The 17923-nt window shown below is 56.7% G+C and carries 17 protein-coding genes and 1 pseudogene; 14 read left to right on the top strand and 4 right to left on the bottom strand.

Annotation, left to right across the window (positions count from 1 at the left end):
• The first annotated feature begins 283 nt into the window (after positions 1-283).
• From HH1059_RS10715 to HH1059_RS10680, 8 genes are all read left to right on the top strand, one after another.
• A complete protein-coding gene (locus tag HH1059_RS10715; RefSeq protein ID WP_096410145.1) occupies positions 284-1804 on the top strand; it encodes a sigma-54-dependent transcriptional regulator in 1521 nt (506 codons plus the stop codon).
• A gap of 10 nt (positions 1805-1814) precedes the next feature.
• Positions 1815-2135 carry a flagellar hook-basal body complex protein FliE gene (gene fliE / locus HH1059_RS10710; protein ID WP_096410144.1) on the top strand — a complete coding sequence of 107 codons (321 nt, stop codon included), beginning with the start codon at positions 1815-1817 and terminating at the stop codon, positions 2133-2135.
• Between the two features lie 17 nt (positions 2136-2152).
• Positions 2153-3934, top strand: a complete 1782-nt coding sequence (gene fliF / locus HH1059_RS10705; protein ID WP_096410143.1) for a flagellar basal-body MS-ring/collar protein FliF — start codon at positions 2153-2155, stop codon at positions 3932-3934.
• A gap of 12 nt (positions 3935-3946) precedes the next feature.
• The gene (gene fliG, locus HH1059_RS10700; protein ID WP_096410142.1) at positions 3947-4942 is read left to right on the top strand and encodes a flagellar motor switch protein FliG; all 996 of its coding nucleotides are present in this window, start codon (positions 3947-3949) and stop codon (positions 4940-4942) included.
• 103 nt (positions 4943-5045) lie between these two features.
• Positions 5046-6116, top strand: coding sequence for a flagellar assembly protein FliH (locus HH1059_RS10695; protein WP_096410141.1), 1071 nt, complete (start codon positions 5046-5048; stop codon positions 6114-6116).
• The gene (fliI, locus tag HH1059_RS10690; protein WP_096410140.1) at positions 6113-7459 is read left to right on the top strand and encodes a flagellar protein export ATPase FliI; all 1347 of its coding nucleotides are present in this window, start codon (positions 6113-6115) and stop codon (positions 7457-7459) included. Before HH1059_RS10695 ends, fliI begins: the two co-directional genes overlap by 4 nt.
• A 41-nt stretch (positions 7460-7500) precedes the next feature.
• Positions 7501-7962: a flagellar export protein FliJ gene (gene fliJ / locus HH1059_RS10685; RefSeq protein ID WP_096410139.1), complete on the top strand. Its 462-nt coding sequence runs from the start codon at positions 7501-7503 to the stop codon at positions 7960-7962.
• A gap of 181 nt (positions 7963-8143) precedes the next feature.
• Complete coding sequence (locus tag HH1059_RS10680) at positions 8144-9625, top strand: flagellar hook-length control protein FliK (protein WP_096410138.1); 1482 nt, start codon at positions 8144-8146, stop codon at positions 9623-9625.
• 94 nt (positions 9626-9719) lie between these two features.
• On the opposite strand, the gene HH1059_RS10675 is transcribed toward HH1059_RS10680, so the two are convergent.
• The 4 genes from HH1059_RS10675 to HH1059_RS10660 form a co-directional block, all read right to left on the bottom strand.
• Positions 9720-10523: a metal ABC transporter permease gene (locus HH1059_RS10675; RefSeq protein ID WP_096410137.1), complete on the bottom strand. Its 804-nt coding sequence runs from the start codon at positions 10521-10523 to the stop codon at positions 9720-9722.
• Positions 10523-11152, bottom strand: a complete 630-nt coding sequence (locus HH1059_RS10670; RefSeq protein ID WP_231901945.1) for an ATP-binding cassette domain-containing protein — start codon at positions 11150-11152, stop codon at positions 10523-10525. The genes HH1059_RS10675 and HH1059_RS10670 overlap by 1 nt, the downstream gene beginning before the upstream one ends.
• Before the next feature lie 254 nt (positions 11153-11406).
• On the bottom strand, positions 11407-12330 hold the full coding sequence (locus HH1059_RS10665) for a metal ABC transporter substrate-binding protein (RefSeq protein ID WP_096410136.1): 924 nt from the start codon (positions 12328-12330) through the stop codon (positions 11407-11409).
• A gap of 36 nt (positions 12331-12366) precedes the next feature.
• The gene (locus tag HH1059_RS10660) at positions 12367-13797 is read right to left on the bottom strand and encodes a zinc-regulated TonB-dependent outer membrane receptor (RefSeq protein WP_231901944.1); all 1431 of its coding nucleotides are present in this window, start codon (positions 13795-13797) and stop codon (positions 12367-12369) included.
• Positions 13798-14077: 280 nt separating this feature from the next.
• On the opposite strand from HH1059_RS10660, the gene HH1059_RS10655 reads away from it, so the two are divergent.
• From HH1059_RS10655 to fliQ, 6 genes and pseudogenes are all read left to right on the top strand, one after another.
• On the top strand, positions 14078-14530 hold the full coding sequence (locus HH1059_RS10655; protein ID WP_096410135.1) for a flagellar basal body-associated FliL family protein: 453 nt from the start codon (positions 14078-14080) through the stop codon (positions 14528-14530).
• Positions 14531-14551: 21 nt separating this feature from the next.
• Positions 14552-15514, top strand: a pseudogene (fliM, locus tag HH1059_RS10650) (flagellar motor switch protein FliM); the annotation flags it as partial.
• 234 nt (positions 15515-15748) lie between these two features.
• Positions 15749-16303, top strand: a complete 555-nt coding sequence (gene fliN, locus HH1059_RS10645) for a flagellar motor switch protein FliN (RefSeq protein ID WP_096410133.1) — start codon at positions 15749-15751, stop codon at positions 16301-16303.
• Positions 16303-16797 carry a flagellar biosynthetic protein FliO gene (fliO, locus tag HH1059_RS10640; protein ID WP_096410132.1) on the top strand — a complete coding sequence of 165 codons (495 nt, stop codon included), beginning with the start codon at positions 16303-16305 and terminating at the stop codon, positions 16795-16797. Before fliN ends, fliO begins: the two co-directional genes overlap by 1 nt.
• Positions 16798-16801: 4 nt before the next feature.
• Positions 16802-17551: a flagellar type III secretion system pore protein FliP gene (gene fliP / locus HH1059_RS10635; protein ID WP_096410131.1), complete on the top strand. Its 750-nt coding sequence runs from the start codon at positions 16802-16804 to the stop codon at positions 17549-17551.
• Between the two features lie 91 nt (positions 17552-17642).
• Positions 17643-17912 carry a flagellar biosynthesis protein FliQ gene (gene fliQ / locus HH1059_RS10630; RefSeq protein ID WP_096410130.1) on the top strand — a complete coding sequence of 90 codons (270 nt, stop codon included), beginning with the start codon at positions 17643-17645 and terminating at the stop codon, positions 17910-17912.
• Positions 17913-17923 lie beyond the last annotated feature (11 nt).

Below are 17923 nucleotides of genomic sequence, written 5' to 3'. Positions count from 1 at the left end.
AATGGTTAATCGTGGCATTTAGTGGATCTGGGTCACCAGGTTAAAGCCAAAACAACATTCCATGCACGTGATTTCTGGCTGCGTTGTTGTTTCTTTTTTGTACACGCGGCTTTGACTGATCACTCCCTTCCCCGTAAACTAATCTCGTTCGGTGCTTTGTGGCCGGCCGTAGTGCTCCCGCCTGTTATTGATTGATGTACAGGTGCGGATGCGAGCGCGGCGCCATTCCTGCGGTGTGGCGGCAGCGGCCGCAGTAGGCGATTCATTGCTTAGGGGGAGAAACATGGGTCAGCAGCGTGTGCTCGTTGTATCCCGCGATGCGGACAGACGTTCCGAGCAACTCGGACACTTGGCCAGGGCTGGCTTTACCACCGTTGCGGCTGAGGGTCCTGATGCCGCGCACAGAATGCTTGATCAGGGTGGCCTCGCGGCTATTGTCTACTGCGAAGGTGCTGGTGATGGTAGTGACTGGCGATCGGTTGTCAGGCACCCGATGGCCCCCCCGGTTATCTTGGTCTCTGCAACAGCAGAAGTAGGAGTCGCAGTGGCCGCGATGCGTGATGGCGCGGCAGATTTTGTGGCCGAGCAATCGGCGGCAGATGAGTTGGCGGCAGCCGTCTCCCGAGTGACTGACAACGGCCCGGAGCTGATAGCCGAAGATAAGAGCAGTCGGCAACTTATCGCACTTGCGCAAAGAGTTGCCGGAAAAGATGTGACGGTTTTATTGACTGGTGAGTCCGGCACGGGCAAAGAAGTCTTTGCCCGCTACATACACGAGCGCTCCCACCGGGCTGATGGGCCTTTTGTGGCTGTCAACTGTGCAGCGATCCCGGAGAATATGCTGGAGGCTCTGCTGTTTGGCTTTGAAAAAGGCGCTTTTACCGGGGCGAACCGCTCCCACTCCGGCAAGTTTGAGCAGGCCCAGGGCGGAACCCTGCTGTTGGACGAGGTCTCCGAGATAGACCTTGGGTTGCAGGCAAAGCTGCTGCGTGCCCTTCAAGAGAAGGAGATCGAGAGACTCTGTGGCCATAAACCGATCCCGCTCGATGTAAGGGTACTAGCGAGCAGCAACCGCGACTTACGTGATTTTGTGCGGTTGGGCAAATTCCGAGAGGATCTTTACTATCGCCTCCACGTATTCCCGATACATCTGCCCCCTCTACGTGATCGACTGGCAGACATTATCCCCTTGGCCCAGTCCTTCGCCCTCAAGTACGCCCAATTGGGTGGGGCAGCAGGGGTAGAGTTCACCTCCGACGCGCAGCGCAAGCTCATTCAGCATACTTGGCCCGGCAATGTCCGTGAATTGGAGAATGTTGTCCAACGGGCATTGATACTCGCCGATGGCGATAAAATCGATAGTGGTGCGATCCAATTCGATCCAGTCTCGCTGGAGCCTCAGCCGCAGTCGGTACCTGATTGGACGAATGAGGCAGTGCGTGCAGTAGAAGGCGGCCCGGGGGCGCTGTTTGAGCCCAATCATGCTGCTAAGCCGTGGCAACCAACAATCCCTAAAGGAATTGAATCGGCTCCAGTGGCTCCGGGATATGAGGAGCCACATACCCCGGAGCGGTCAGGTCAGGAAGCTTCCGGGCAGACTCTTGAAGAGGGTTTGAAGACCCGCGAGTATAGGCTAATCCTTGAGACATTGACTGCGGTAGGCGGCAATCGCAAAGAGGCTGCAGCCCGTCTTGGTATAAGCAGCAGGACGTTGAGGTACAAGCTGGCGCGGATGCGTCAAGAAGGCGTCGAAGTACCCGACCGGGGCAGCGCTTCGACTAATATCTACGTCTACGGTAACTGAGGACCCGGCCATGTCCGACTTTCGCATTGAGCAAGCACTTGCAGAGATGCGTTCTATTGGTGGCCAGCAGCAATCGGCGGCGGCAACCAATAAGCAAGATGCCCCCCCCGTGGAAGAATTCTCGAGCCTTTTGCGTCAGGCCGTGGAGCATGTCAATGATCGCCAAGTCGACTCGACTGATCTCAAAGACGCATACATGCGCGGAGAGGATGTCCAGTTAACCGATGTCATGATTTCTTCACAAAAGGCGCAGCTCTCTTTCGAGGCCATGAAGGAGGTGCGTAACCGCTTCCTGGAAGCCTATGAAGAAATCTCCAATATGCAAGTATAGGTTCGTGAGGGTACGCCATGGCTGAGAGCCGGGCAATGGCCGAGTCGGATGGCGCACCACCGCCATCTCCGGTAGAAAACGGCTCGCCAGAATCAGCCGGTGACGAGAAGGGTAGTTCCTCCTCCTCCGGTCTCGGGAGGCTTCTGCCTGATAATTGGCAGGAGTGGCTTGAGGCGTGGCTGGGCGAGAACCCGCTACGTAAGTTGGGCCTCGTTGCTGGCCTTATTGGTGTGCTTGGACTAGGCGTGGCGCTATTCTTTTGGGCGCAAAGCCCGGTTGAGTTGCGCACCCTCTATTCTGACTTAGACTCCGAAGATGCTTCCCAGATAATCAACGCCCTTGAAGAACAGGGTGTGAAAGTAGATTTTGACGAGCGCACCGGAGATATACAGGTGCCTGAGGGGCAGGTTCACCGGGCGCGGATCTTTCTCGCAGCAGAAGGACTACCGAGCAGGTCTGGTTTCGGCTACGAAATGCTCGAGGAAGACCCGGGGTTCGGGGTCAGCGAGTTCATGGAGCATACTCGTTTTGATCGGGCCGTGGAGACGGAGTTGGCACGTTCTATCCAGGCCTTAGGCGAGGTTAGGTCAGCGCGAGTACACCTCGATAGTCCCCGGGAATCTGTTTTCGTGCGTGATCGGCGTGAGGCTCAAGCCTCAGTAGTCTTGGAACTCAGAGAGGATAGGGAGCTGCCGAGCCGACAGGTGGATGCGATAGTCCACCTGGTCGCCAGTGCCGTATCGGATCTCAGTCACAAGAATGTCAGTGTCGTAGATCATCGCGGTCGCCTGCTTACCACCGATGACGAGCCGACCCAAGCAACAGCTGCTGCGCAGCAACATGAGCTCACTCGCCGCGTGGAAGAGCGTATCGAGCGGCGGGTGGAGGATCTACTCAAGCCGATCATTGGGCCAGATAGGGTTAGGGCACAAGTAAGCGCGCGTCTGAATTTCGATTCACGGCGCAAGGTTGAAGAGTTTTTCGATCCTGAGCGTAGCGCTATCCGTAGCGAGCAGATGGGAGAGCGCAGCGGCGGTGGCTATACTTGGCCTATTGGCATCCCCGGGGCACTGACTAATCAACCTCCTGGTCCGGGGGAATTGGACCCGGATAGCCCTGATGCCAGAGGCAGCGGTATACCGTTTAGCTCTGATGAGACTCGCAATTGGGAAGTCGGTAGGACACTGACCGAAGCCCAGCCGGCTTTGGGCGTCCTTGACCGTTTGACTGTGGGTGTGCTCGTAGATCACCGCTACGTCGAAGGTGAGGAAGGCGAAGTTGTCCGCGAGGCGTTGAGCGACGAGGAGTTGAATCGACTCGAGAATCTGGTTCAGGATGCGGTAGGTTATGACGCTCAGCGTGGCGACGCAGTGAGCTTGGTTACTGTGCCCTTTGCGGAGATCGTCGAGCCACCTGAGCCGCCGCCGGAGGTCTGGGAGCAGGAGTGGGTACGCGATCTAATCCGTCTTGCCGTCTTTGCTGCGATAGGCTTGCTGATATATATAGTAGCCATCCGCCCGATTGTTAACCGGGTCCTTGGCGGTGAAGAAGAAGAGGAAGAGGATAAAGATACTGCGGAAGGCGATCAGCAGGCGCTGGAGAGCCCGGCTGGTGAGGGTGGCGGAGATGAAAGTGATGTAGCTATGCGCTTGGCTGGATTGGGCGGAGAACAGCTCAGCGATATGCGCGAGCGCCCCTACGAGGCCAAGTTGCAAGCAGTACTAGAGCTTGTCGAGAACGAGCCTGAGCTGGCGGCAAATGCCGTCAAGGCGTGGTTGGAAGAAGAAGAAAACCGTTAATGGTGGCTGCTCATGTCAACAATGAAAGGCTCGGATAGAGCGGCAGTTTTGATGTTAACCCTCGGTGAGGATGCGGCTGCCGAGATTATGCGCTATCTCGGGCCGCGCGAGGTCCAGAAGCTCGGCTTGGGCATGACGCAGGTCGGCAAGATAAGCCGCGAGCAAGTCGATGAAGTACTTGATGAGTTTATCAATACCGCTGCCGAACAGACCTCATTGGGGATCGGCTCGACCGATTTTATCCGCAGCACATTGGTCAAAGCCCTCGGCGAGGAGAAAGCGGGTTCGATCATCGATCGCATCGTCATGGGCGGCAGTACCCGCGGACTTGATCAGCTCAAGTGGCTCGATCCGCGGACTATAGCCGAGATGATCCGCCTTGAGCACCCCCAGATAATTGCCATAGTGGTCTCTTATCTGGAGCCCGACCAGGCCGGACTAGTATTGGCCGAAATGCCGGAGCGGATTCGCCACGACATAGTAATGCGTGTAGCGACCCTTGAAGGTATCCAGCCGCGTGCCCTACAGGAGCTCGACGAGATCATGGAAAAACAATTTTCTGGCCAGCAGAGGCTCAAATCTTCAACCATCGGCGGTCTGCAGTCTGCAGCGGATATCCTCAATAATATGGATTCGCAGACCGAAGGCGCCATTATGGATAGTGTCAAAGAGCTTGATGAAGATCTTGCTGATCGTATTCAAGAGCTCATGTTTGTCTTCGAGGACCTTAAACAAATGGACGACCGCTCCATGCAGCAGCTGCTGCGTGAGCTTGACACCGGCTCGCTGACCCTCGCCTTGAAAGGTGCTGGCCAGGAGCTACAGACCAAGTTCTTCAATAATCTGTCACGGCGTGCGGGCGAGATGCTGCAGGAAGAGCTTGAGGCGATGGGTCCGGCGCGCTTGAGCGATGTCGAAGGTGCGCAGAAAGAGATCCTTACCACGGCTAAACGCCTCGCCGACGAGGGGACCATCAACCTGGCTAGTGGCACAGAGCAATATGTCTAGGCTTGGTAAGACATCCAGCTGTAGTGCCCTGATGTCCTCAAAGACGCTATGTGGCCGGGTGTTCTGTAAGTGATGTCGGTCTTTGTCCGGGCCGGGGGTGGTGATGGATAACACCAACAAGAGATTCCGAGTGATTCCCGGTGAGGCTTTGGATGGCATAGAGACCTGGGAGACCCCTGACTTTGATGAGCCTGAGCGCGAGCGCCTGCGTCAGCTAGAACTTGAGGAGCAGGAACGCGCTCGCCAGGAGGAACTCGAAAAGCGGCGCAGGCAGCGTGAGAGGAAGCGCCAAGCCGTCTACCAGCGGCTTAAACAGGAGGATGAGGCTCGGCGTGCCCTGCCGAGCGAGGAAGAGATCGAACAGATCCGTACTCAGGCGCGTAAAGAGGGCTATAAGGTAGGGCATAGAGAAGGGAAACTTGAGGGGTTTCACGCCGGCTATCCAGAAGGCCTCAAGGCCGGTGAAGAGGATGGCCGCAAGTCTGGTGCACAGTTGGTGAGGCGTCTGCGGACACTGTTAGATACCCTTGGCCGCCCCTTGGAAAAACTCGATCGCGAAATAGAAGACGAACTCTCCCATCTAGTCTTTGGCATTGCCAAGCGGATGGTGCTGAGCGAGCTGCGCCGGGACCCATCCCATGCTGAATCAGCGGTTAACCGTGCCCTCAAAGAGTTGCCGGCCAATCACCGCTGGATTAGTGTCCATGTCAACCCCGAGGAAATCGGATTTATTGAGGAACAACTCGGCGCAGATGCTCAGCAGCGGGGCTGGACTATGGTCGCTGACCAACAGGTTAGCCATGGAGGTTGTGTAGTTCGCACCGAGACATCCCGCGTTGATGCAAGTGTGGAGCGGCGGATTGAGGCTGTAGCTGAGCAATTGTTCGGCGATGCCCATGCTACGCAGGAGACTGAGGAGGTTGTGCGCACTTATCGCGGTGAAGCTGAGCAGCAGCAGGAAGAAGCCGCCCCTGCCCAGACGGACAATAGCGCGGAAGCAAGTACCGCCGATCAGTCGAGCGCAACATCAAGCGCTGATGCTCCTGCAAATCAATCTAGCGGTGGCAGTGAGCAGTCTCATGCTGCTGGTCAGGCAGAACAAAAAACGAAGCGCGATAGATCTTCTCGCCGGCGACGGGGGACCAGGCGCAAGCGCGAGGATGGCGAGACATGAGTGAAGCGCAGGCTGATGCCAGGGCTTGGACAGAGCGTTTGCGTCAGCGGGTGGGCGAGCTGGAGCCGGTCCGTCCCCCGGTTGAAGGGGTGTTACGGCGGATTGTGGGGCTAACACTGGAGGCTGAAGGGTGTCGAGCCCCACTGGGCTCGCGCTGTACCATAGAGGACGGTAACTCTGGCGTCGAGGCGGAAGTAGTCGGGTTCTCCGGCGATAGCCTCTATCTTATGCCGACAGGTGAGTTGCATGGCGTCATGCCTAGTGCTCGCGTAATACCGCGGGGCACGGCAGCACAGGTCAAGGTCGGAGAGGGGTTGCTCGGACGTGTGGTCGACGGCGAGGGGGCGCCAATTGATGGGCGTGGCCCGCTCAAAGTACGAGAAAGGACTCCTCTTGTCTCTGATCCGATCAATCCGCTGGAAAGGGCACCTATAGAATCGCCGCTTGATGTCGGCGTGCGCTCAATCAATGCGCTCTTCACGGTGGGGCGCGGCCAGCGGATGGGCCTGTTTGCCGGCTCCGGTGTGGGTAAGAGCGTCCTGCTCGGTATGATGACGCGCTATACGACAGCTGACATTGTGGTAGTCGGGCTAATCGGCGAGCGGGGACGTGAGGTGCGCGAGTTTATCAGCGATATCTTGGGGCGCCATGGCCTCGCGCGGGCGGTTGTGGTGGCGGCGCCTGCGGATACTTCGCCGCTTTTTCGCCTGCACGGCGCTATGCGTGCTACCAGTATTGCTGAGTACTTTCGCGACCAAGGCTATAACGTCCTGCTGCTAATGGACTCATTGACGCGCTATGCCCAGGCCCAGCGTGAGATTGGTCTAGCCATAGGTGAGCCGCCGACAACCAAAGGCTATCCACCGTCGGTATTTGGTTTACTCCCCAGGTTGGTAGAGCGCGCCGGCAATGGCCCTGAGGGCAGTGGGTCAATAACGGCGTTCTACACAGTCCTGGTTGAAGGGGATGATCAGCAGGAACCGATTGCCGATTCGGCCCGGGCTATACTAGATGGCCACCTTGTTCTGTCCCGGTCCCTCGCAGACTCCGGGATCTACCCGGCCATAGATGTGGAGGGGTCCATCAGCCGGGCGATGATGTCGCTGACAACAGCTCAGCATCAGAAATTGTCGCAGCGCTTCCGCGAACTCTATTCGGCCTACCGCCAGAACGAGGATCTGATAAGTGTCGGGGCGTACCAGCGCGGCAGCGATCCTTTAGTTGATCAGGCAATAGCCTACCAAACCCACATGCGGGCATTTATGCAGCAAGACGTGAGCGAGGCAGTCGATTTTTCTGAGTCATTGGCCTCATTGCAGCGTTTACTGCGTGAGGCAGCCTGAGTAACTGACAGATCGTAATAGATAAAATCCAGGAGGTCGCGATGAGCGGCGGCTCAAAGAAGCTACGCCCGGTTGAGAGGTTGACCCAGCAGCGTCAAGAGCGGGCAGCGGTGGAGCTTGCCAAGGCGCGCAGTGAACTGCAGGAGAGCCAGGGGCAACTCGAGAATATCCTCCATATGCGCCAGGATTATCGGCGCCGACTGGTCTGCGAGGGGACCATTGAAGCATCGCGGCTGCGTGATTTCCACGCCTTTCTCTGTCGGCTCGATGAAGCAGTGGATCAGCAAAGACAAGGTATTAGCGATCAGCAGCAGCGAGTAGAGCAGCTTCATAAGCAGTGGTTGGGGCGGTGGGCGGAGCATCGGCGCATTGAGAGCGTCGTTGAGCGCCGCGCGCAGCAGGAGCGTCAGGAACAGGAGCGCCGCGAACAGAGAGAGCTGGATGAAACGGCGCGGTTGCTGTTTCAGGCTGCTCAGCGTGGTATAGCTTCCGACAGCGAGTAATTTGCCTGACAGAGGGGTTGATTAGCATCGATTATCTCGGGAGGAATCTCCAAAAACTCCCCCGGAGCCACTCAACTACCCCGGTGTGGAGGACGCCGTGAATCCATCCCTGGAGATTTGATGGCGCGAATATTGCATTAATGAATTACGGATTAACAAGGACACAAGGAGACCCCCGTTAATGATGCCAATGGAACTTGCTGCTCTGGATCTGGATATGCTCGGCAAAAAAGGCGCCAAGCCTGCCAAACAGGGGGACGCAGAGGGGAAGCTGTTCGCGGATGCGTTGTTTGATGGCTCTGCTTTAAAGGATATGGGGGTGTCTAAAGAGCAGTTTGCGGCACTGATAGATCATGCCAAAACCGGCAAAGGGTTGCCGCATGACGGCAACAAGGTTCAGGGAGAACTGAAAGATCTGTTTAGTCAGCTGGTTAGTCAGCTGGGCGGCAGCGATTCTTTTGACACTGACCAGATAGGTAAGCTCAAGCTGCTGCAGCAGCATGGCTGGGAAATATTCACTGAAACTAAGTCGGCTGAGGGTGATGGCGAAGGCAAAACCTTCTCTGCCGATACCCTACTACTAAAAGAAGGCGCCGAGGGCCTAGGTCGGGGCTTGGTCCTCAGCGGTAAGGGAGATCATGCCGAGCAGCTGCAGGCACTGAAGGCTGAGCGTGAGGAGCTCCTACAGGAGCTGGCAGAGCTCAAAGAACAGGGGCTTGATGGCGAGGACCTGTGGGCAGCGCTAGAAGAGAGGGTTGCCGAGCTGAAAGAAGCAGGCAAGCTAGAGCACCTGGAAGTCGAGATAGTCAGCGATGCCGATAGGCTCAAAGAGATATCTGGGCGCTGGCAAGCCGATCCAATGAGCTCGGGTGGAACCGGATTCAGTTCGATGGGCGGCATTGGTTTCGGTGGTGAGGGCGCAGAGCGCTTCGGGGAGCGCAGCATCGCTCAAAACTCCCAGGGGGAGCAGATTGTCCGCGAGTTAAGGGCAGGCGGGGCGCTGAGTGCTTCGGCAGCAGCTAGCGGAGATGATCCTGCCGGGCAGAATGCCAACAGCGGAGGTTCGTCATCCGGCGGTGAGCGTCAGGCGAGTATGGAGGCGTTGCTACAGGCCGCGGAAGGGGGCTCGCGGCGTGGTGAAGAGGCAAGCATGGGGCGCGCTGATTTCGGCAGCATGTTTGCCGCAGCTCAAGGCCTGGAGGCAAGTGCGCGCTCGAGCGGTGGAGTTCAGCTTAATGTCCCGCAGCAGGTGGGACAGAATGGCTTTACCCCAGCGGTCGGCGAGCGCATAGACTGGATGGTCAAGGAAGGGGTAAAAGAGGCGCGGTTGCAGCTCAATCCACCTGGTATGGGGCCCTTGGACGTCAAGGTAACGGTCGGTGAGGAGCGCACCACAGTCAATATAATTGCCCATAATGCTGCAACCCGCGAAGCGCTCCAGGAAGATATGCAGCGTCTTAGGCAGATGCTAGCCGAACAAGGCAATGAGGAAGTGGAGGTAAACATCTCCTCTGGTGGAGAAGAGGGTCAGCAGGATGAAGCTGAGCTCTTGGCCGATGCCTCGGAGGTTGGTGTCGATTCTGTTGGTGAGGGGGATGATGGCGAAACCCCGGCACAGGAGGGCTCTGCTAGAGGCTTAGGGCTGGTCGATCACTTTGCCTGAGCCCTTTGTTATAAGCGTGAGTTGTCGTGAGTAGCGAGCGTTAGGAAGTGTATTGCTCCAACTCCCCTTTAGGAGCAGGTGAGGCGGCTTAGAATCAAGCCGCCTCCCTGTTTGTAGGCTTCAAAGAGGCCAGGAAACGCAGTGGCGCAATCGCTACAGCCAAGGCTACGAGAACTGGCGCGAACGGCATGTCAGCGAGCATTGCGGTAACATAGGCCGCGGTGTAGAGAGCTGCAGCGAGTAGGGCAGACCAAAGAACCGCAAGCCTCCACCCGCCGGACAAGGCAAAGGCAATCCAGGGGGGGATAAACACCATCGCAAACGCGGCCATTACTCCCATGACCAGGGCGGTGACGGCGATCGCGGCAGCGGCGAGCAGGTCGAAGCCGACGGTAACCGGCCACAGCGACTTGGCGTTGGCTTGGTCGTGGCCGGGGAAGAGTTCGTTGCGCAGCAGCCGGCGCGATATGAGTGGCAGGATTATGGTAGCCGCGGCCGCTATGCTCAGGGTTGACCAGAGTTCAGCGGTAGAGGCGAAATAGAGTTGGCCATCGACGAGGGCGTCACCTAGTATCTTGGCATGGTGGGTGAGACTGGCGCCGATTAACATCGCCGCCCAGCCAAATAGTATTAGCCAGGCGTACACGTCATTGCCGCTGCGTCTTAATAGACCCTTGATTAACACCGCTAAAGCGCTGGCAGCTAGCGCTGCTGCCAGCGCTGGCGCGCCGAGTAGTACCCCAGCCACCCCGCCTGCCCCGGCGAGATGGGCGAACCCTAAAGCGGCGAGCCATTCGGCACGCAGCCTTAGATAGAGACCGATAATGGCGACAACTACCGAGGCTGTCAGGCCGGCAAAGAAGGGCAGTCTAAATAGGGGGTCGAAGAGCAGATCCATTAAGCAGCTTGCCTTGTTTCCTGAGCTGAGCTAGGTATGCCTGAGGGGGATATTGGTATAGAACAGCAGCAGACCTGCCGGACAAATTCATGATCATGGCTGATGACCAAGGCTCCGCGGTGTTCTGACAAGTTGTTCAATCCCTCTATGAGCAGCTCGCGGCCCTGGGAGTCTAAGTTGTTGGTAGGTTCATCAAGCAGGATCAGTTCACCGCTATGGCCGATAACAGACCAAACGATCAAGCTTTGCCGTTGGCCACCGCTGAGCCTATCGACGCGCCTGTTGAGCAGATGGTGCAGGGGCTGGGGCAGCACTTCCGGTTCGGCTCCCATAAGCGCCAGCAGCTCTTTGCCGCGCAGGGGCAGCTCACCGCCCTGATAAGGGCTCTGTGCTTGGCAGGCGATGTTGATTCCCGGAGCTGGGGCAATCTGGCCGCTAAAGGCCCTTGCCTGTCCGGTCAGCACCCGCATGATTGTGCTTTTGCCGGAACCGTTCGGACCAGTGAATCCTACTACTTCACCCGGGTTTATGTTGGCGGTCAGAGGGCCAACCACTGGCTGGCTATATCCAGCCCGTAATTCTTTTATCTTCAGTAGAGGTTGCTTGTTGAAGGGATTGGAAGAGGTCACGGCTATGCACCTTCTGGTATTTGCTGAACTGACAGCATCTCGGGCGTTGCCAGGGATCTGGCGAGCCACGCCAATGTCTTGGCGGCTAACGTTATCAAACCTTGAATGGAGTGACAACCATTCTCGTTTGCAGTCAAGTAAATCAAGATCAAGAGGAGGTGACCCGGGCGTAATTTAGGCTCGGGGCGGTAAATATAGGGGCCAGTTTGTTGCTGGCCCCTATATAGCTCCTTTCCCCTGCCTGAAGGCTGAGATTAAGAAGAGGCTGCTGCCTCTACCAAGGCATCGATGACCTCGAAGTAATCCTCGGCATCACCGCCGACCGGGACGTGGGTGGGCAGCGAGTAGTACTCCCAGCCTAGCTGATCCTTGATGAATTCGGCGCCCCGGCTGGGTTCGAAGTCGGCGAAGATGGTAACCCCCTCTTTGCCCTCAAGGTCTCTTACCAGCTGGCGGAGGTGGCGAGCAGTGGGGGGGATGCCGGGTAGCGGTTCAATAAAGCCGTGGATTTGGATGTCTAACCGATCCATGAGGTAGTCGATGTTTTCGTGAAAGAGCACGACCCCGGAGGATTGGGCGGCCTTCTCCTCCCACTCGGGCATGCGCTCCTTGACCCTTTTTTCAAAGGCCTCTGCGTTGCTATGGAAGGTGTCGCTGTGGGCCGACCGCAACTCGCTTAGGCGATGCGCGAGGGCGTGGCCGACTTCAGCCATGCGGACCGGATCAAGATAGACGTGGGGGTTGCCGGCGGGGTGGACATCACCTCTGCCGCGGTCGGCGTGGCCGGTCTGACCGATCAGTTCGACCTGGGCGGCGGCCTCGAAGTAGCCGGTGCGCCCGGGCATGATGTCGGGATTGTTGGCTCCGCGCAGGGCTGCCGGCACCCAGCCCTCTTCCAGCTCGGCACCGACGGCGACGAGCAGATCGGCACCGCGCATTGCGGCCATCATTGAGGGGCGTGCTTCGAGGTAGTGGGCGTCGCGATCGGGTGGTGCCATGGTGGTTGTTTCGACATGCTCACCGCCGATTTCGCGAACCAGCATGCCCATATTAGTGGTGGAGGCAGCAACCTTGATGGTATCCGCCGCGGCGTTGGTTGCGGTAAGGCCGAGGAGGGCGGTTGCTGTTGCCACCAGAGCGGCTATTAGTCGGCCTTTGCGGGTTGTTCTGCTTGACATGTTTGGCTCCTGTTCGCTGTTGATCTGCTGCTGCGCTTAGAACGGGTGCGCTCCGTGGACGCCGAGGCTCAAGTTGTATTGCACAAGGAATTGCCAGGAGTCTTCACTCGAGCCGTTGGGGTCATCAGATGCAAAATCGGAGTAATTGACCTGCCCGCGGATGTAGGAGAACTCGGTCGGGTAGTGGGTCACCGAGGCCGAGTAGCGGTAGGAGGTATCGAGATCATCGTATAAATTGTCGTGATCTGCATGGTCTGATCTATGGACGACATGAGCTCGGTTCTCCAATAAGCCCAGCGCCTCGGCCCTGACGCCTGCCCGCCAGCGCGGTGCGATACCGTAGACGGCTTGCAGGTACATGCCGTCCTGTTTCCAAGATGACGACTCATCGATCTCGGCATTTGCGAGACCATCGCCAAAGGGATAATCACTATTATTATCCTCACTATTATTATCCTCAGAGTGGCTAAAGACGAGATAGTCTGTGTCAATATGCCTGTAGAACCACTCACCTTGTATGGTCAGTTGACCTTCTCCCTGGTAGCTGCGCGGCGGGGTGTATTTGTAGACCGCATCGAGTCCGGCAAACCAGGCATCACCGTCCCATATCTCGCTATCGGTTGAGTGCTCCACTTCGTCGTGCCAAGCGCGATTATAGCCGAATGAGGCACCAAACTGCGCGGCGTGATCGAAGCCCAGGTCCGGACCCCATTTGGCGAATGCTGTTGTCACGCGGGGGCCGGCAGAATCAGCATAATCGCCCTCATGGCGCGCAAAGCTGCCACCTTCGCCCTGCAGGCTTTCAAGCCCCAACTTAAGATAGCTGGTAGTAGGGGCCACCCAATTGAGCTGTAGTCCGATCTCCTGCAGGCCGTGGTCACCGAAAATATGTTCATTGGCTAAAGGCCGATCGACAAAGTCCCAGTCGTGGGGGTGGAAGGCGTTAATATAGCCGACATCGGAGAGAAAACGTCCGCCCTTGATCTGCAGCCCCCAAGGCAGAGAACGGGTGGTGAAGTAGGCCTCTTCAAGATCGACGTGGTCGGTGTCCTCAATCACCAGCATGGCGAATGCGTCAAAGTAGGGGTCCACCGTGGCCTCAAAGGCGAATTCGGTCTCCCGCAGCTGAAAGCCATCTTCAAGCCCGTGGTCATGACCGTGACCGTGATCGTGGCTGTGCCCCATATCAAAGCCCCCGGGGTCGCCGACATGGCCGGAGAACTCGTTAGCGTAGACACCGTCCATGATGACCGATATCGACGGGTTCATCAGAGTTCCGGCGCCAATCATTTCGGTCGAGGAGGGCGCTCCAGGAGTGCGTGCCTGTGCTTCGGGGGTAGTATGGGGTTGATCCATTGCCGGGCCACTACCCTGCGGCATCTGGCCTAATGCTGCGGGCGAGGCTAAAGCAAATGTTAGTAATAACAATAACCATTTAGCTATGGTTTGGGCTGAACTCTCTGTCATTGGTTAGGGCTCCCTAATTGCGGGCTTTTAGGAGTTTCTTCCTCGTCCCCTGTGTCGAGTTAAAATGCACCTATGCAGTTAAGCTTTGCCACCCGGTGCCGACACCTATTATGTGGGGTCTGAGAAGACTACGAGAACGACTATCGCAATTAAATTGCAGGTGAGTGCAAATGTCAAGTGACCGCTGGACAGGCTAAGTGCGTTAGAATATCGTCAGGCTGTACAATACCCAGAAAGGCGATTGCCTACCCCTGGCGGCCACGGGTAAGGAGGTTCGGCGGTGCCGAAGATCATCTACATTTTTATGTTTGCGATAACTCTGCTCCTGGCAGGGACTATGGGGCTGGTCGGGGCTATGGCGCTAGGCTACATAACTCCGGCCGGAATTGAGGAGAACGGCGAGCCGGATCTGGGAGATCCGATCTACCTTAAGTTAGAGCCCCCCTTGACGGTCAATTTCGAGCGCGGTCAACGCATCAGTTATCTGCAGGCCGAGGTAGAACTGATGGCGCGCAGTGAAGAGGCTCTGGAAGCGGTAGAGCGGCATATGCCTGTAGTTCGCAATAATCTGCTGATGCTGTTTGCCGATCAGAGCTTTCAGGAGCTGAATACACGCGCTGGACGCGAGGAATTAAGGCGCAAATCGCTTGAGGAGATCAATGGTATCCTTGAGGAGCGCGGTGCCCAGGGTGAGGTAGAGGCGGTCTACTTCACTAGTTTTGTTATGCAGTAGCACTAAACTCAGGCGGAAGCTATGGCGCAGCAGGATATCCTCAGCCAAGACGAGATCGACGCCCTGTTACACGGTATAGATGACGGGGACGTTGATACCGATGAAGAAGAGGATCAGTCAGAGCTACGCCCGTATACCTTTACTGCCGAGGAGCGCATCGTCCGGGGCCGGATGCCGACCCTGGAGATGGTCAACGAGCGTTTTGGGCGGCTGTTCAGGATCGGGCTGTTTAATATGTTGCGGCGGACGCCGGAAGTCTCCGTAACCGGCGTCGAGATGATGAAATTCGGCGAGTACGTTCACACGCTCTTTGTGCCTACTAGCCTGAATATAATCCGCGTCCCCCCTCTGCGCGGGACGGGGCTGTTTGTTATCGATCCCAAACTCGTATTCTTGGTGGTGGATAACTTCTTCGGCGGCGGCGGCCATTTTTATCTTAAGGTAGAGGGGCGCGAGTTTACCCCAACTGAGCAGCGGGTCATTCGCCTGCTCCTGGATCAGGCCTTCGATGACTTGAGCGAGGCTTGGAACCCAGTCCTTGGTGTTGACTTCGAGTACGTCAACATGGAGGTCAATCCGCAGTTCGCCAATATTGTCAGCCCGACCGAGGTTGTGGTGGTGAGCAAGTTCCACGTCGAGCTTGACGGTGGTGGCGGTGACATCCATGTCACTCTCCCCTACACGATGGTTGAGCCGATTCGTGAGGTGCTTGACGCAGGTGTCCAGTCTGATCGTAACGATGTCGATGATCGCTGGGCGCGCGCCCTGCGCGAAGAGATGAAGACAGCCAAGGTGGAGATGCACAGCACCCTAGCCAAGAGTCAGATCACTCTGCGCGACTTAATGTACCTGAAGGCGGGGGACGTCATACCTATAGAGATGCCGGATCAGGTAGTGCTTGAAGCTGAAGAGGTACCCATTTTCTACGGCACCTACGGGGTCTGTGAAGGGTACGCAGCTGTGCGTATTGACGAGAAGATTCAGGCCCCTGAGCGGGAGACCCTCCTGCCGGAGCGTGATCAGGTGCGTGAGGAGGGGCGCAAAAAGTCTGAAAACAAAGGCGAGCAGCAACAGGAGCATGAGCAGGAGCACACTGAGGAGTCGGTGCAGCAGCAGATTACCCGGATGACGGCTCAGCAAACCGTAGCCGGCGGCGATTATGACGCTGATGACTGGTAAATCCGGTTTAGCGGCGTTTCGGCATGAGGTGGCAGTACGATGAGTGATGAAAAAGATGAGGAGTCCCTGGGGGATTCTTGGGCAGATGCCCTGGCGGAGCAACAGGACGAGGCGGGAGACTCTGCTGTAGGCTCAGAAGAACAGCCGGCGGAGCCCCCAGCTACTGATCAGGGATCAGCTACCGAGGCGGGTAAAGCTGAGGCAGACCAAGCGCAGCCGAGTGGCGGAGGTTCCGAGCAAGGCGCTAAGCCGCAGAGCAAAGGCACTCAACAAACGGTCGAGCTTGATGAATTTGATCCGGCTGCAACCGAGCCAGGCAGCGGGGGTGAGGATGAAGGTAATATTGATGTAATCCTCGATATTCCGGTTACCCTGTCTATGGAGATCGGCCGGACACAGATCAGTATCCGCCACCTGCTGCAGCTGAACCAGGGCTCTGTGGTTGAGCTCGACAGACTTGCTGGTGAGCCCCTTGACGTTATGGTCAATGGTACCCTGATAGCGCATGGTGAGGTGGTGGTAGTAAATGAGCGCTTTGGAATACGTCTAACCGACGTAATAAGCCCGGCGGAGCGTGTCAAGAAGCTGCGTTAATGATTGATATCGTTCCCCAGCGCGGCTCATGCCACTCAACCCTGCAGAGGTTTGCCGCCAAGTCTGCTAAACTAGCCAGACCGCTGGCGGTTTATTGTCTCTTGTTTTGCTATAGCCACCTTGCCTGGGCAGATCAAGACAGGGTGCCAGGGGTAGAGGCGGAGGCTATAGCGCGAGTTATTGTTGTCCTTGTAATAATAGTCGTTCTGATAGTGGCACTGGCCTGGGGGCTAAGGCGTTTTAGCGGTTTGAGCAGCACAGCATCAGGGCAAATGCGAGTGCTCGGTTCGCTACCTGTCGGCAATAGAGAGCGGGTGGTTCTGGTCAAGGTAGGCGAGGAGCAGATCCTTCTGGGGGTGGCGCCCGGTAGTGTACGTTTTTTACAAGTGCTTGATAAGCCAGTAGTTGATGATACTGCTCCGGGAGCTGCGCAGGCAGGTCCCTTTGCGGCTCGGTTGCGGAGCATGATGCAGCATCAATCAAAGCAGCAGTGAGTTAATGTCCAAAGCGCACGGCTTAATACTACTCCTTGCCGCGGCTCTATTCTGTTTGCCGTTGCCTGCCTTTGGTCAGCCGGCACTCGAGGCTTTGACTATTCAAGATACTGAGGACGGGCAGACCTGGAGTCTGAGCGTACAGATCCTCGTCCTCATGACTCTGCTCACCATGCTGCCGGCCATGGTGTTGATGATGACCGCGTTCACCCGCATCATCGTTGTCCTGGCCATCCTCCGCCAAGCAATGGGTACAGCTTCAACACCCTCTAATCAGGTGCTTATCGGTTTGGCCCTGTTCTTGACAGTCTTTGTCATGATGCCGGTCTTCGATGAGGTCAATGAGGTTGCTTTGCAGCCTTATCTCGAAGAAGAACTAGGTCCGGAAGAGGCTCTGCAGGCGGCAAGTCAGCCGATGCGCGATTTTATGATTCAGCAGACGCGGGAGGACGACATTGCGCTATTTCTGCGCATAGCCGATTATGGCGAGGTCGAAACACCTGATGATGTGCCGATGACGGTGCTTATCCCCGCATTCATGACCAGTGAGCTGAAGACTGCATTTATTATCGGCTTCATACTCTACTTGCCGTTTCTCGTTATTGATTTGGTGGTTGCCAGTACCTTAATGTCGATGGGTATGCTGATGTTATCCCCCATGATTATCTCGTTACCATTCAAAATAATGCTATTTGTGCTAGTTGATGGCTGGTCTCTCATCATGGGGACGTTGGCAGCAAGTTTCTTTGTTTGATTGCATAATGAGGGGCGTTTGGCCTCGCTAATATGCGTAATGATGCAATTATTTAATTTGGGTCTTCAGCTTGCCTTGGCAGAGGTTCTATATGACTCCTGAGCTGGCTATCCAGTTGGGCAATCAAACCCTTACAGTCGCCGTGCTTTTGGCTGGGCCGATCTTGTTGTCGGCGCTGATCATCGGTCTGATCGTGGGTATGTTTCAGGCAGCTACCCAGATCAACGAGCAGACCCTGTCTTTTGTTCCCAAGTTGGCCGGTTTGGCTGTAGTTCTGTTCCTGCTAACCCCCTGGATGACCCGGATCCTAACCGATTTTACTGAACGGCTAATCCGCGGCATTCCGGGAATACTGAGCTGATCGCGCGGGTG

It is taken from the genome of Halorhodospira halochloris, assembly GCF_002356555.2.
GTDB lineage: Bacteria > Pseudomonadota > Gammaproteobacteria > Nitrococcales > Halorhodospiraceae > Halorhodospira > Halorhodospira halochloris.
This window is presented reverse-complemented; position numbering and strand designations above follow the sequence as displayed.